Annotated in this window: 14 protein-coding genes; 12 read left to right on the forward strand and 2 right to left on the reverse strand. The window is 72.9% G+C overall.

Going from position 1 to position 14,666, the window contains the following annotated elements; translation table 11 throughout:
• Positions 1-124 precede the first annotated feature (124 nt).
• The 11 genes from ACWGSR_RS18000 (at position 125) to ACWGSR_RS18050 (ending at position 10,856) form a co-directional block, all read left to right on the forward strand.
• On the forward strand, positions 125-1,774 hold the full coding sequence (locus ACWGSR_RS18000) for an ATP-binding protein (protein ID WP_453567410.1): 1,650 nt from the start codon (positions 125-127) through the stop codon (positions 1,772-1,774).
• A complete protein-coding gene (locus tag ACWGSR_RS18005; protein ID WP_030690508.1) occupies positions 1,775-2,176 on the forward strand; it encodes a roadblock/LC7 domain-containing protein in 402 nt (133 codons plus the stop codon).
• On the forward strand, positions 2,173-2,526 hold the full coding sequence (locus ACWGSR_RS18010; protein ID WP_383361633.1) for a DUF742 domain-containing protein: 354 nt from the start codon (positions 2,173-2,175) through the stop codon (positions 2,524-2,526). Before ACWGSR_RS18005 ends, ACWGSR_RS18010 begins: the two co-directional genes overlap by 4 nt.
• The gene (locus tag ACWGSR_RS18015; RefSeq protein ID WP_376240754.1) at positions 2,507-3,130 is read left to right on the forward strand and encodes a GTP-binding protein; all 624 of its coding nucleotides are present in this window, start codon (positions 2,507-2,509) and stop codon (positions 3,128-3,130) included. The genes ACWGSR_RS18010 and ACWGSR_RS18015 overlap by 20 nt, the downstream gene beginning before the upstream one ends.
• Positions 3,127-4,368 carry a cytochrome P450 gene (locus ACWGSR_RS18020; protein WP_376240756.1) on the forward strand — a complete coding sequence of 414 codons (1,242 nt, stop codon included), beginning with the start codon at positions 3,127-3,129 and terminating at the stop codon, positions 4,366-4,368. The genes ACWGSR_RS18015 and ACWGSR_RS18020 overlap by 4 nt, the downstream gene beginning before the upstream one ends.
• The gene (locus ACWGSR_RS18025; RefSeq protein ID WP_453567413.1) at positions 4,365-5,609 is read left to right on the forward strand and encodes a cytochrome P450 family protein; all 1,245 of its coding nucleotides are present in this window, start codon (positions 4,365-4,367) and stop codon (positions 5,607-5,609) included. Before ACWGSR_RS18020 ends, ACWGSR_RS18025 begins: the two co-directional genes overlap by 4 nt.
• Before the next feature lie 200 nt (positions 5,610-5,809).
• Positions 5,810-6,889 carry a tryptophan--tRNA ligase gene (trpS, locus tag ACWGSR_RS18030; protein ID WP_376240760.1) on the forward strand — a complete coding sequence of 360 codons (1,080 nt, stop codon included), beginning with the start codon at positions 5,810-5,812 and terminating at the stop codon, positions 6,887-6,889.
• Positions 6,890-6,943: 54 nt separating this feature from the next.
• Positions 6,944-7,450 (forward strand): hypothetical protein, encoded by a 507-nt coding sequence (locus ACWGSR_RS18035; RefSeq protein ID WP_453567415.1) that lies wholly within the window; start codon positions 6,944-6,946, stop codon positions 7,448-7,450.
• A 184-nt stretch (positions 7,451-7,634) separates the two neighbouring features.
• A complete protein-coding gene (locus ACWGSR_RS18040) occupies positions 7,635-8,717 on the forward strand; it encodes a substrate-binding domain-containing protein (RefSeq protein WP_453567417.1) in 1,083 nt (360 codons plus the stop codon).
• Positions 8,718-8,781: 64 nt separating this feature from the next.
• A complete protein-coding gene (locus tag ACWGSR_RS18045; RefSeq protein ID WP_376240766.1) occupies positions 8,782-9,558 on the forward strand; it encodes an ATP-binding cassette domain-containing protein in 777 nt (258 codons plus the stop codon).
• Positions 9,555-10,856 (forward strand): sugar ABC transporter permease, encoded by a 1,302-nt coding sequence (locus ACWGSR_RS18050; protein ID WP_376240768.1) that lies wholly within the window; start codon positions 9,555-9,557, stop codon positions 10,854-10,856. Before ACWGSR_RS18045 ends, ACWGSR_RS18050 begins: the two co-directional genes overlap by 4 nt.
• Before the next feature lie 41 nt (positions 10,857-10,897).
• Here ACWGSR_RS18050 and ACWGSR_RS18055 read toward each other — a convergent pair whose 3' ends face one another.
• Together ACWGSR_RS18055 and ACWGSR_RS18060 are read right to left on the reverse strand one after the other, a co-directional pair.
• Positions 10,898-12,583 (reverse strand): BCCT family transporter, encoded by a 1,686-nt coding sequence (locus tag ACWGSR_RS18055; protein WP_453567471.1) that lies wholly within the window; start codon positions 12,581-12,583, stop codon positions 10,898-10,900.
• A 218-nt stretch (positions 12,584-12,801) separates the two neighbouring features.
• A complete protein-coding gene (locus tag ACWGSR_RS18060) occupies positions 12,802-13,824 on the reverse strand; it encodes an aminoglycoside phosphotransferase family protein (RefSeq protein WP_453567420.1) in 1,023 nt (340 codons plus the stop codon).
• Positions 13,825-13,965: 141 nt separating this feature from the next.
• On the opposite strand from ACWGSR_RS18060, the gene ACWGSR_RS18065 reads away from it, so the two are divergent.
• Positions 13,966-14,652 carry a GntR family transcriptional regulator gene (locus ACWGSR_RS18065; RefSeq protein WP_453567422.1) on the forward strand — a complete coding sequence of 229 codons (687 nt, stop codon included), beginning with the start codon at positions 13,966-13,968 and terminating at the stop codon, positions 14,650-14,652.
• Positions 14,653-14,666 lie beyond the last annotated feature (14 nt).

Here is a 14,666-nt window from a genome sequence, read left to right on the forward strand (position 1 = left end):
GGGACAGTTGAACCTTTACCTGCGTACCGATCCGATCAAGCCAGTTCCTAACTGATCAATAACGCCTCTATAGTGCCGTCGTTGCGACTCCCTTCCCGCGTGCCCGTTTCTGAGAGTCTGGTTGATGTCGGCGCCGTCCACCCCCTTCCGCCCCGCCCTGCTCGCCTCGTTGCTGACAGCCGCCGCAGGTGGTGCGCTCGCCGCGGCGGCGACCGCCGCGGCGCCGGCCGGGGTCCGTCCCGCGCTCGCCTGGTTCGCCGTCTGCTGCGTCCTGCTGCTCGCCGCCTCGGCCTTCGCCGTCACCTGGTACGGGCGCTCCTCGCGCGCCCTCGGCCGCAGGGTCGAGACGCTCACCGCCGAACTCGCCTCCCGTGACGCGTACGCCTCGGCGGCCGCGGCCTCGGCCGAGCGGGAGACCGCGTCCCTGAGGGAGCGGTACGCGGCGGACACCGCGGCCGCCGAGGCCGCCCGCGCCGCCCGGACCGAGGAGCTGGTCCGCGCCCACGCGGCCGAGACGGCGGAGCTGTCCCGGGCCCGGGCCGCCGACGTCGCGCGCCTGGAGGAGAGGCTGCGCCGCGCCGAGTCGGGCCGGTCCGCCGCCATGGCCGCCGCCGCCAACGCGGCCGGCCGCATGCAGGCGCTCGCCACGAGCATGCTGGCCGACCTGCGGGAGATGGAGCACCGGCACGCCGACGAGGACGTCCTGACCGACCTCCTCCACCTCGACCACCGCACCGCCCAGGCGGGCCGGCTCGCCGACTCCATCGCCGTGCTGACCGGAGCGCGCTCCGGCCGCCGCTGGGCCCGCCCGATCGTCATGGAGTCGATCCTGCGCGGCGCCATGGGACGGATCGGCGGCTACCAGCGGGTGCGGCTGCACTCCAGCAGCGACGCGGCCGTGGCGGGGCACGCCGCCGAGGGCGTCATGCACGCCCTGGCCGAACTCATGGACAACGCGGCCAACTTCTCGCCGCCCACCGCCGAGGTCCACGTCTACGTGGAGGAGGTCCCCGCCGGCGTCATCATCGCGGTGGAGGACAGCGGCCTGGTGATGAGCGACGTGCAGCTCCGCCGCGCCGAGGCCGCCGTGAGCGCGGAGACCCAGGACCTGGCCGGTCTGTCCGGCACCCGGCTCGGCCTGGCCGTCGTCGGCCGGCTGGCGCGCAAGCACGGTCTGACCGTGTCGTTCCGTCCCTCGGCCCGCGGCGGTACCGGCGCCCTGCTGATGCTGCCGCAGGAGCTGATCAGCCACGTGCCCGCCGAGACGCCGGCCGCGCCCGGCGCCGTGCTGCCCCCCGTGTCCGGCCGCGGTCTGTCCGCGCCCGCTCCCGACCGGGCACCGGCCGAAGCCCCGTCGCCCTCCCCCGCCGGCGCGCGGGTCCGGGAGCCCGAGACCGTGCACGAGCCCGACACGGCCCCGGACACCACCGGTGAGGGCACCGGCGAGCACCCGCAGTTCGGCGAGAGCGGCCTGCCGCGCCGCCGTCGCGGCCGTGCGCTCGCCGCCGCCCACCCCGAGGGGCCCGAGGCCGCCGCGAAGCCCCGCGCGGCCGGCCCGCGCAGCGGCGCGGCGGCCGGGGCGGCGTCCCGCTTCGGCACCTTCCGCCGGGCGGTCCGCGACGCCGCCGACCGGCCCGAGGCCGGCACCGAGACCTCCCCGGCGGCGGACGGCTCCCCGGCCGTCCCGCCCGTCCCGTCCGACCAGGCCGGCCGGACGTCCGCCCCCCGGACGTCGCCGTTCTCGAACTCCCCGCACCCGGAAGGCACCCCGTAAATGACCGGCACCACCACCGACGAGAAGCTGAGCTGGCTCCTGGAGGGCCTGCTGGAACGCACCCCGGGCACCCGACACGCCCTGGTGCTCTCCCGTGACGGCCTCAAGCTCTGCCGTACCCCCGAGCTCTCCGTCGACCAGGCGGACCAGCTCGCCGCGATCGCCGCCGGCATCCAGAGCCTGTCGCACGGTGCCTCCGTGGAGTTCGGCGACGGCACGGGCGGCGTCCGTTCCGCGATGGCCGAGTTCTACGGCGGCATCCTGTTCATCGTGGAGGCCGGCGAGGGCGCCCACCTCGCGCTCGTCGCCGACGAGGACGCCGACGCCGGACTCGTCGGCCACAACATGTCCGAGCTGGTCGAGCAGCTCGGCGAGTACCTGGTCGCGAGGCCCCGGGGATGAGCCGACCCAGGCCGGGCAGGGACGAGTCCCCGGACCGGCTCTACACCCTGACCGGCGGCCGCAGCCGTGCCGGGTCCGACGCCTTCGACCTGGTGACCCTCGTGGTCGCCGAGAGCGACCCGGCCCCCGGCATGCAGTCCGAGCACGCCGCGATCCTGCGCATGTGCCGCTTCCCCACGGCGGTGGTGGAGGTGGCGGCCGGACTCGGCCTGCCGGTGTCGATCACCCGGATCCTGCTGGCCGACCTCCACGACACCGGCCGGATCAGCGCACGGCACCCCCGCGCGTCGTACCGCCTTCCCGATCACGACATCCTGGAGCAGGTGCTCGTTGGACTCCGTAACCTCTGAACAGCGCCAGACCCTGCACAGCACCGCCGACAACGGACTGAAGATCGTCGTCGTCGGCGGTTTCGGCGTCGGCAAGACCACCCTGGTGCGCTCGGTCAGCGAGATCCGTCCGCTGAACACCGAGGAGACCATGACGCAGGCGGGCGAGGGCGTCGACGACACCGTCGGCGTCGCCGCGAAGACGGCCACCACCGTGGCCTTCGACTTCGGCAGGATCTCGCTGGACGCCCACAACATCCTCTATCTGTTCGGGGCGCCCGGACAGGAGCGGTTCTGGTTCCTCTGGGACCGGCTGTTCTCCGGGACGCTCGGCGCGGTCGTGCTCGTCGACACGCGCCGGCTCGCCGACTCCTGGTACGCGATCGACCGCCTGGAGCACCACGGCACGCCGTTCGTCGTCGCCTGCAACGACTTCGGCGGCCCCGCCCACACCGCCGGGCAGATCCGCGAGGCCCTCGACCTCGCCGACGAGGTGCCGCTGGTCTTCTGCGACGCCCGGTCGCGCGAGTCCAGCAAGCAGGTCCTGATCACGCTCGTCGAGCACCTGCAGTCCGTCGTCGCCCAGGACCCGACGCCGCAGCCCATTCCGGAGCCCGCCCCGTGACCTGCCCCGTGCCCCACTCCGAGCCCCGGCCCGTCCCGCTGGGCGGGCCCCGGTTCCAGACCGACCCCACCGAGCTCTACCGGCAGATGCGCCGCGAGCACGGGGCGGTCGCCCCGGTCGTCCTGGACGGGGACGTGCCCGCCTGGCTGGTCCTCGGCTACCGCGAGCTGCACCAGGTCACCAGCGACCCGGTGCTCTTCTCGCGCGACTCCGACCTGTGGAACCAGTGGGACCGCATCCCGGCGGACTGGCCCCTGCTGCCCATGATCGGCCGCAAGCAGCCGTCCATCCTCTACACCGTCGGCGAGCGGCACCGCGAGCGCGCGGACGTCGTCTCGGGCGCCCTGGAGGCGATCGACCCGTTCGTCCTGAGGCAGCGCGCCGAGCGGTTCGCCGACGAGCTGATCGACACGCTGTGCGGCAAGGGCTCCTGCGACATCATCGCCGAGTACGCGATGCTGCTGCCGGTCCGGGTGCTCGCCAGCGTCTACGGCTTCGCCGACGAGCAGGGCCCCGGGCTCGTCAAGGCCATGAACGACATGATCAACGGCCAGGAGGGCGCCCTGGAGGGCCAGCGCCACCTGGGCGAGTCCATGTTCGGGCTGCTCACCGCCAAGGCGGCGGCCCCGGGTGACGACGTCGCCTCGCGGATGCTCGGCAACACGGCCGGCTTCACGGTCGAGGAGGTCGCCCAGGACCTCATGGTGATGCTGGCCGCCGGCCACCAGCCCACCGCCGACTGGATCGGCAACTCGCTGCGCCTGATGCTCACCGACGACCGGTTCGCTGCCTCGCTGTCCGGCGGCCGGCACAGCGTCGGCGAGGCGATGAACGAGGTCCTCTGGGAGGACACGCCCACCCAGAACGTCGCCGGACGGTGGGCCTCGCGCGACACCCACCTCGGCGGGCGCCGCATCGGCGGCGGGGACCTGCTGCTGCTCGGCCTGGCCGCCGCCAACTCCGACCCGCACGTCCGGGCCGACTCCGGCGCGCTCACCGGCGGCAACAACGCCTACCTGTCCTTCGGACACGGCGAGCACCGCTGCCCGTTCCCCGCGCAGGAGGTCGCCGAGACCATCGCCCGGACGGGCATCGAGGTGCTGCTCGACCGGCTGCCGGACGTGGACCTCGCGGTGGCCCCGCAGGACCTCACCCGCCGCCCCTCCCCCTGGCTGCGCGGGCTGACCGCGCTTCCCGTGACCTACACCCCGACCCCCGCCCTTGGAGCCCTCGGATGAGCTGCCCGTACGACCACACCGCCGCGTCCGGCACCGGCGTCATCGACCTGGACCCGTTCGTCACCGACCTCGACGGCGAGAGCGCCCGGCTGCGCGCCGCCGGCCCGCTCGCCCGGGTCGTCCTGCCGGGCGGGGTGCCCTGCTTCGCCGTCACCCACCACGCGGAGGCCCGGAAGCTGCTCACGGACCCGCGCCTGGTCAAGGACATCGATGTCTGGGGCGCCTGGCAGCGCGGTGAGATACCCCTGGACTGGCCGCTGATCGGCCTGGCCAACCCCGGCAAGTCCATGCTGACCGCGGACGGCGAGGAGCACCGGCGGCTGCGCACCCTGGTCGCGCAGGCGCTGACCGCGCGCCGGGTGGAGCGGCTGCGCGCCGGCATCGAGGCCCTGACCACGGAGATGCTGGACCGGCTCGCCGCGCGCCCGGAGGGCGAGACGGTGGACCTGAAGGCGGAGTTCGCCTACCCGCTGCCGATGAACGTGGTCTGCGAGCTGATGGGCGTCGACAAGGCCGACCAGCCGCGCATGAAGGAGCTGTTCGACAAGTTCTTCTCGACGCAGACCCCGCCCGAGGAGGTGCCGCGGATGATGGCGGACCTGGGCGCCCTGTTCGGGGGGATCGTGGCGGGCAAGGAGGAGGCCCCCGGCGACGACCTCACCAGCGCGCTGATCGCGGCGTCGGAGAACGGCGACCGGCTCACCACGGAGGAGATCACCAACACCCTCCAGCTGATGGTGGCCGCCGGTCACGAGACGACCATCAGCCTGATCGTGAACGCCGTGGTCGCCCTGAGCACCCACCCCGACCAGCGCGACCTGGTGCTCAAGGGCGAGGTGCCGTGGGAGAACGTGATCGAGGAGACCCTGCGCTGGTCGACGCCCACCTCGCACGTCCTGATCCGGTTCGCCGCCGAGGACATCGAGGTCGGCGACCGGGTCCTGCCCAAGGGCGAGGGCCTGATCGTGTCGTTCGGCGCGATCGGCCGGGACGAGGCCCAGTTCGGTCCGACGGCGGGCGACTTCGACGTGACCCGCACGCCGAACCGTCACATCTCCTTCGGCCACGGTCCGCACGTCTGCCCGGGCGCGGCGCTGTCCCGTCTGGAGGCGTCGGTGGCGCTGCCCGCGCTGTACGCGCGCTTCCCGGAGCTGCGTCTGGCCGTGCCGCGCGAGGAGCTGCGCAACAAGCCGGTCGTCACCCAGAACGACCTGTTCGAACTTCCGGTGGTCCTGGCCTGACCGACGGCCGACGCACACCGACGGAAGTGTGTAGGGTAAATCCATGCGTTCTTCGTCGTGCCTGAGCTGGTGGCGCTCCTCCTAGGAGCGGCCACCCCTCACGCATGACCCAAGGGCCGTTCGGACGAACGGCCCTTCTCGCGTTTCCCGGATCGGGGGCCCTGTCGTTCGGCGGCGTCCTCGACCCACCAGGAGACCCCGTGAACACCGCAGTCCTCGCCGCCCCCGCTCCCTCCGCCGACACGACCGGCGCGCGGGCCCGCAGCGCCGCCCTGGAGGAGGAGATCCGCCGGTCCCCCGGGCGGTTCCGCGTCCTCACCGGCGACCGGCCCACCGGGCGGTTGCACCTGGGGCACTACTTCGGCACGCTCCACAACCGGGTCCGGCTCCAGGACCTCGGGGCGGAGCTCTTCGTGATCGTCGCCGACTACCAGGTCCTGACCGACCGGGACGTGGCGGACGACCTGCCCGGGCACGTCGAGGAACTGGTCCTGGACCACCTCGCGATCGGGGTGGACCCGGCGCGGAGCACGATCTTCGCCCACAGCGCCGTCCCCGCCCTCAACCAGCTGATGCTGCCCTTCCTCAGCCTGGTGTCCGTGGCCGAACTGAACCGCAACCCCACGGTCAAGGACGAGATCGCCCACTCCCGGCAGTCCGCCGTCAGCGGCCTGATGTTCACGTATCCCGTCCACCAGGCGGCCGACATCCTCTTCTGCAAGGCGAACCTGGTCCCGGTCGGCCAGGACCAGCTGCCGCACCTGGAGGTCACGCGGACGATCGCCCGCCGCTTCAACGCCCGCTACGGGGACGGGGTGTTCCCCGAACCCGAGGCGCTCCTCTCCGACGCGCCGCTGCTGCTCGGCACCGACGGCACCAAGATGAGCAAGAGCCGGGGCAACGCCGTCGCCCTGGCGGCGAGCGCAGACGAGACCGCCCGGCTGCTGCGGGGCGCGAAGACCGACTCCGAGCGCCACATCGCGTACGACCCGGTCCACCGCCCCGAGGTGTCCTCCCTGCTGCTCCTGGCGGCCCTCTGCCAGGGCCGTGCCCCCGAGGAGATCGCCGCCGGGATCGGCTCCGGCGGGGCCGCCGCGCTGAAGAGGACCGTGACGGAGGCGGTCAACGAGCACCTGGCGCCGATCAGGGCCCGCCGCGCGGCGTACGCGGAGGACCGGGCCCACCTCCGCGCGGTGCTCCGGGAGGGGAACGAGCGCGCCCGGGCGGTGGCCGACGCCACGCTCGCGGAGGTGCGCACGGTCATGAACAGCCGCTACTGAGGGGCGGGTTGCCTGCCCGGGGAGCGGGACGCCGAGGCGCGGCGGATCGCGCGCGTGATGCTGCGGGTCGCCGTCGCCGGGCACGTGGCGACGGCCGCCGCCGTGCTCGCCGTCGCCGTCGCGACCGGCCGGGAGGCGGGCTACTGGTGCGCCGGGTTCTTCCTGCTGAGCACGGCCTTCCGGCCGGCCGGGGCGTACTTCGGGCAACTGCGCGGCAGGCTCGGCACGTTGCTCAGGGAGGTGACGTACCCCCGGGACGACGTGGTGGCCCTGCGGGAGCGGGTCGCCGCGCTCGAAGCGGGCGCCTCGGTGCTCCAGGAGAAGGCGGAGGAGCAGTACCGGGCCCTGGCCGAGCTGCGCAGGACCGTGGACGCGGTCGGCCTCTCCGCGCACGAGCGCGCCGAGCGGACCGACCGGGGCGTCGCGGCCCTGGCCCGCGAGTTCGAGGCGACGGTGAACCGGCTCACCGACAACGAGGAGATCATCACCGGTCTGAAGGCGTTCCTGCGGCTCCTCCGCTCCACCGACCTCACCGCCGGCCCTGGCGACTCCCCCGTCTGAGCACGTCCGGCCTCCGTCCGGCCACCGTCCGCGACGCGCCCGGGGCGGCCCGGTCGCCGCGGGGCCGCTTCACCCGCTTGCCGGTCCCCGGGTTGCGACTAATGTCGATATATAGGCCATGTGTGCCCCCGCGTACCCGCGCTCACGAGAGCCGGGGAGAGGGGGCGTACGAAAGGAGCCTTCGATGAGCCGTACATTGCGGGGCGCGATCGCACTCGCCGGAGCCGCGGCCCTCTCCCTGGGCGCGGTGGCGACGACCGGAGCGGCGCAGCCGGCCGCGGCGCAGGACGAGGTGAGGATCGGTCTGCTGCTTCCGGAGAGCAAGACGACCCGGTACGAGAAGTTCGACCGCCCCTACATCGAGGCGAAGATCAAGGAGCTGGCGCCCGGGGCGCAGATCGACTACTACAACGCCGCCGAGAGCGCCACCACCCAGCAGCAGCAGGTGAACACCGCGCTCGCCAAGGGCGACAAGGTCCTCATCCTGGACGCCGTGGACGCCAAGTCGATCCAGTCCTCCGTGCAGAAGGCCCACGACGCGGGCGTCAAGGTCGTGGCGTACGACCGCCTCGCGCAGGGACCGGTCGACGCGTACGTCTCGTACGACAACCGCAAGGTGGGCGAGCTCCAGGGCAAGGCGCTCCTCGACGCGCTCGGCGACAAGGCGGGCAGCGGCGAGATCGTGATGCACAACGGGTCGCCGACGGACCCGAACGCCGCCGAGTTCAAGGCCGGCGCGCACGCGGTCCTGGACGGCAAGGTGAAGATCGGCAAGGAGTACGACACGCCGAACTGGGACCCGAACAACGCCAACCAGCAGATGTCCGGTGCCATCAGCGCGCTGGGCAAGGACAAGATCGTCGGGGTCTACTCGGCCAACGACGGACTGGCCGCCGGCATCGCCACCGCCCTGAAGGCGGCGGGCATGAACGTGCCGCTGACCGGCCAGGACGCCCAGCTCGACGCCATCCAGCGGATCCTGCTCGGCACGCAGACCATCACGGTCGAGAAGCCGTACAAGCCCGAGGCGGACATCGCGGCCACCATGGCCGTCAACCTGGCCGAGGGCAAGCCGATCCCGTCCGACCTGATCCCCACCACCGTCACCAGCGGCAGTGGCCAGAAGGTCCCCGCCTCGCTGCTGACCCCGGTCGTGGTCGACAGGTCCAACATCAAGGACACCGTCGTCAAGGACGGGCTCTACACGGTCCAGGAGATCTGCACCCCGACCTACGCGGCCGCCTGCAAGGAGGCCGGTCTCCAGTAGTCGCGAGTCGTTCCGTCCCGCGCGGGCGGGCGTCCCGCTCGGGCGGGCGGAGGAGGCGGTTCCCTTGCCGGAGTCACCGGTGCTCACACTGCGGGGGGTCTCCAAACGGTTCGGCGCGGTCCAGGCCCTGAAGGGCTTCGACCTGGAGGTCCACCCGGGCGAGGTCGTCGCGCTCGTCGGCGACAACGGCGCCGGCAAGTCCACCGCCGTGAAGGCGATCGCCGGGGTGAACCCGCCCGACGAGGGCGTCATCGCGTGGGAGGGGCGGCCGGTCTCCATCACCCGGCCCCACGACGCCCAGAACCTCGGGATCGCCACCGTCTACCAGGACCTCGCCCTGTGCGACAACCTCGACGTGGTCGCCAACCTGTTCCTCGGCCGCGAGCTGCGCAGGTTCGGGATCCTGGACGAGGTCCGCATGGACCAGCGGGCGCGCGAGCTGCTCGACACCCTGTCGATCCGCATCCCGAGCGTCCGCATCCCCGTGGCGTCCCTCTCCGGCGGGCAGCGCCAGACCGTGGCGATCGCCCGTTCGCTGATCGGCGACCCGAAGGTCGTGATCCTGGACGAGCCCACCGCCGCCCTGGGCGTGGAGCAGACCGCCGAGGTCCTCGACCTGGTGGAACGGCTCCGCGACCGGGGTCTCGGGACGATCCTGATCAGCCACAACATGGTGGACGTGATGGCGGTCGCCGACCGGATCGCCGTGATGCGCCTCGGCCGGAACAACGGCTTCTTCGACAAGCGCTCGACGACCACCGAGGAGATCGTCTCCGCCATCACGGGGGCCACCGACAGCGCCGTCACCCGGCGCCAGGCCCGCAAGCGGGAGGAATCGTGAAGCGGGACCGGGACCGCCTCTCCAAGGGCGCCGACGGAGCCGCCGACCGGGCCGCCCAGGAACCGGCCTCCGGCGCCGTGCCCGCCGTGGACACCCGGCTCCTGGTGCGCGAGGAGGGCGTCAGGGGATACGTCGGGGAGTTCCGGCGCAAGCTGCGCAGCGGAGAGCTGGGATCGCTGCCCGTCGTCCTCGCCGTGATCATCATCTGGACGGTGTTCGGCAGCCTGGACAGCACGTTCCTCTCCGCCCAGAACCTCTCCGACCTCAGCCAGCAGATCGTCGGCACCGGCATGATCGCGGTCGGGATCGTCTTCGTCCTGCTGCTCGGCGAGATCGACCTCTCGGTCGGTTCCGTGAGCGGTCTGTGCGCCGCGATCTTCGCCGTGCTCAACGTCCTGAACGGCATGAACGAGTGGTCGGCACTCCTGGTCGCCGTGGCGGGCGGCGCGGCCGTCGGGCTGATCCACGGGTTCTTCTTCGCCAAGGTGGGCGTGCCGGCCTTCGTCGTCACCCTGGCGGGCAACCTCGCCTGGAACGGGCTGATGCTCCAGATCCTCGGCACGAGCGGCACGGTCAACATCCCCGCCGAGAGCATCGTCGCCGAGCTGTACTCGACCGTCTACCACAGCCCGGTCGCCGCCTACGCGACCGCGGCCGTCGGGGTCGGACTCTTCCTGGCGGCCTCGCTCCTGGACGCCCGGCGGCGGCGCACGGCCGGGGTGCCGTCCCGGCCGGTCGCCGAGATCGTGCTGCGCACGCTCGTCCTCGCGGCGCCGGCGTTCGCCGCCGCGTACATCCTCAACCGGTACCAGGGGCTGCCGCTGGCGCTGCTGATCTTCCTGGTCCTGCTGGTGCTCCTGGACTTCGTGCTGCGGCGGACCACGTACGGCCGGCGGATCTTCGCGGTGGGCGGCAACATCGAGGGCGCGCGCCGGGCCGGCATCAGCGTGCCGTTCGTCCGGATGACGGTGTTCTCGATCGCCGGGACCATGGCGGCGATCGGCGGTCTCTTCCTCGCCGGGCAGATCCAGTCCGCGAGCCAGACCTCCGGCGGCGGCAACCTGCTGATGAACGTGATCGCCGCGGCCGTCATCGGCGGTACGAGCCTGTTCGGCGGGCGCGGCTCGGTCTGGTCGGCGCTGCTCGGCGCCCTGGTGATCGGGTCCATCCAGTCGGGCATGAACATCATGGGCGTCAGCAACGCCGTCCAGTTCATGATCACGGGTTCGGTGCTGCTGGCCGCCGTGGTCGTCGACTCGCTGTCCCGCAGGAGTCAGAAGGCCGCGGGCCGCGCCTGACCGGCGGCCCCCGGCTCCCGGCCCCCGGCCCCCGCCCTCCGTCAGGAACCGTCCCGGCCCGGCGTTCCGGAGCCGCCCTGGTCCGGCTCGCCGGGCCCGATCCGCAGCTCGAAGTCCCCGGAGTACTTCTCGTGTCCGGCGATCACGGCGAGTTCGACGGCCTCCTCCCCCATCTCGCCGCGCACGATGAGCGGGTCCTTGCGCAGGTCCCGCATGAGCGCCACGCACATTCCGATCATGACCAGCACGAACGGCGCCGCGACCAGGATGGTGAGGTTCTGCAGGCCCGCGAGCGCGTCGCCCTGGCCGTCGCCGATGATGAGCATGATCGCGGCGACCGCGCCGGTCACCACGCCCCAGAAGACCACCACGGGCCGGGTGGGTTCGAAGGAGCCGCGCTGCGAGAGCGTCCCCATGACGATGGAGGCGGCGTCCGCGCCGGACACGAAGAAGATGCCGACGAGGATCATCACGAGCAGGCTCATGGCGCCGGCGATCGGGAACTCCTGGAGGACGCCGAAGAGCTGCCCCTCGGGGGTGCTCTCCCCGGCCAGTTCGCCCCGCTCCCTGAGCTTCATCGCCGTGCCGCCGAAGATGGCGAACCAGACCAGGCTGACGGTGCTGGGGACCAGGATGACCCCGCCGACGAACTGGCGGACGGTCCGGCCCCGGCTGATGCGGGCGATGAACATGCCGACGAAGGGCGTCCAGGAGATCCACCACGCCCAGTAGAAGACGGTCCAGCTGCCCAGCCAGTCGTGGATGTTCTCGCCGCTGGTCGCCTCGGTGCGGCCGGCCAGCTGCGGCAGGTCGCCGATGTAGGCGGCGATCGAGGTGGGCAGCAGGTCGAGCACGATGATGGTGGGGCCCGCCACGAAGACGAAGACGGCGAGGATCGCCGCGAGCACCATGTTGATGTTGGAGAGCCACTGGATGCCCCTCTCCACGCCGGAGACGGCGGAGAGGACGAAGGCCACGGTGAGGACCGCGATGATGGCGACGAGCAGCCCCGTGCCGGTCTTCTCCATCCAGTTCAGCTCCTCGAAGCCGCTGCCGATCTGGAGCGCGCCGAGGCCGAGGGAGGCGGCGGAGCCGAAGAGGGTGGCGAAGATGGCCAGGATGTCGATGAACCGGCCGGGACCGCCGTACGCCCGCTTCTCGCCCATCAGCGGGACGAAGACGGCGCTGATGGTCTGGCGGCGTCCGCGCCGGAAGCTGGAGTAGGCGATGGCGAGGCCGACGACGGCGTAGATCGCCCACGGGTGGAGCGTCCAGTGGAAGAGCGTGGTGGCCATGGCGGTCTGCATCCGCTCGGCCGAGTCGACGGGGTGGGTGCCGGGCGGCGGGGTGCCGTAGTGGGCGAGCGGTTCGCTCACGCCGTAGAACATCAGGCCGATGCCCATGCCGGCGCTGAACATCATGGCGATCCACGACACGGTCCGGAACTCGGGGCCCTCCTCCTCCCGGCCGAGGGTGATCCGGCCGTAGCGGCTGATGGCGAGCCACAGTGCGAAGACGACGAACCCGGAGGCGGCGAGCATGAACGCCCAGCCGCCGTCGCGGATCAGCCCGTCGAGGAGGGAGCTGGAGACGTCCTGGAGGCTCTCGGTGGCCGTGGCTCCCCAGACGACGAAGGCCAGGGTGAGGACGGCGGCGACCCCGAACACGATCCGGTCGGTACGGGCGTGGTGGCGCCGGTCGGAGCGGGTGAGGAGGGTCGGCAGCACCGGCAGCCCCCGGCTCCTCGCCCGTTCGGCGCCCTTCCGGCGGCCTTCCGGCCTCTCTTCTTCCTGCGACACGGGCGGCACCTTTCACGGCATTGCGCGGCATTGCACGGCATTACGGGGCAAACGTCACTTTGCTTCCGTAAGGCAGTACCACAGGCGCGGCCCGTCCCGGCGGACCAACAGGCCCCGGCGCCCCCTCCTTTCCCGGGCCGGCGCCCTCAGGCTGCCGCGTCCTCGAACACCGTGGTCACGCTGAAGAGTTCCCCCACCCAGTGGGCACTGGCCTCGTCGCAGCCGGTGGTCGGGGTGCCGGGGAAGAGGCGGAACCAGGAGGCGGCCCGGCCGAGGGCGGCGAGGCGGGTGGCGAGCGCCGCGGCGCGGCGCAGCTCCGGGAGGGAGGGGCCGAGGTCGGTCCAGGGCTCCAGATAGGCGTCGCGCAGCCGCCCCACGTGCTCGGGTCCGTACCGTTCGAGGACGGCGCGGGCGGGGACGAGGAGGCTGCCGAAGGGGTGGCCGACGGCCGCGTCGCCCCAGTCGAAGAAGGTGAAGCGGCCGGGGGCGGGGGCGAGCACCTGTCCGTCGTGCAGGTCGCAGTGGTCGAGCGAGTCCGGGACGCCGTACGCGTCGAGCTCCGCGCACCAGTCGAGCAGGCGGGGCCGCCCGGCCATGAGGTCGCGGCGGGCGGCCGGGTCCAGGGTGGGGTTGTCCGCGACGAGGCCGTCGAAGAGGGCGGGCAGCCGGGCGGTGCGGGCGTCGGGCACGCCGAGGGCGGTCATCCGGTCCGCGTACGGGGTCAGCGCCCGCTGCATGCGCGCGTACTGGGCGAGGGCCCGCGCCCAGGAGTCCGGTCCCGCGTCGCCCGCGTCCAGGACGTGCCGGAAGAGGGGTCCGCCGTCGGGGAGCAGGGACCACGCCCGTTCGGCGTCGACCGCCAGCGGGGTCACGACGTGGCCGGGCGCCCATCGCGCGAGGGCGTCGCCGAGGGGCGCCTCGAAGGCGTTGTCGGGCGCTCCCGCCTTGAACCAGACGGCGTCGCGCTCCCCGGGCCCGGTGCGGAAGCGCACGAGGATCGACCAGGGGCGGACCCTGACCTCGCGGGTCCCGGTCTCGCGCAGGCCGTGCCGGTCGAGCGCTCGCTCCGCCCACGCGAAGGCGGCCGCGCGCCACTCCTCGTCCTCCCAGGGGGTGACCGCGTCCGCGAACCGCCCCCGGTCGACGGTCATCGGCTTCGTGGACGTCATGGGTGTCTCCTGTCGCATCGACCGATCCCATCACCGGGGCGGGCCGGGTGCACGCGAATATCAGGGCCGCTCCGGGGCCCGGCGTATCCTCGCCCCGGACGCGCCCGACGGGGGGCCGCGGAGAGGGAAGAGGCGGACAGGGTGACGGCGGACAAGGCGGCGGATCCGGGCAGGGCTGCGGATCCGGGCAGGGCAGGTTCGGGCCCCCTCAGCGCACGGGCCCGGGAGGCCGTCCTCCGGCGGATCGTCGACCGGCGGTACGAGCAGGGCGCCCGCCTGGTGGAGCGGGAGGTCGCCGAGGAGCTCGGCATGTCCCGCGTACCGGTGCGCGAGGCGCTGCGCGCCCTGGTGGCCGAAGGGCTCCTGGAACTGCTCCCGCACAGCGGCGTCCGCGTGCGCCGGCTCGAACGCGCCGACGTGGAGCACCTGTACGAGGTGTGGGAGCCGCTCGCGGTCCAGGCGTCGCGGCTCGCGGCGCGGGCCGTGGCGGCGGACGGGAGCCCCGCCGCCCTGGAGGCGGCCCTCCGCCAGGCCGAGTCGGCGGCTGCGGCCGACGAGGGGGCCCGCGAGGTGGCGGCGCACACGGCGTTCCACGAGGAGGTCGTGGCGCTGTCGGGCAACCCCCTGCTCGTCCGCACGATGGAGCAGCTGAACCGGCAGCTGCGACTGCTGTTCGGACTGCGCGAGGAGCCCGCGCACATGCGGGCCCAGCACGCCGAGATGTACCGGCACATCGCCGCGGGCGACCCGGAGGCGGCGGCGGCGAGCACGCTGCTGCACGTGCGCGACAGCAGGGCCGTCGCGCTGCGCTCGCTCTTCGGCGCCTGAAGTATTTGTATACC

Source organism: Streptomyces sp. NPDC055632 (genome assembly GCF_053618675.1).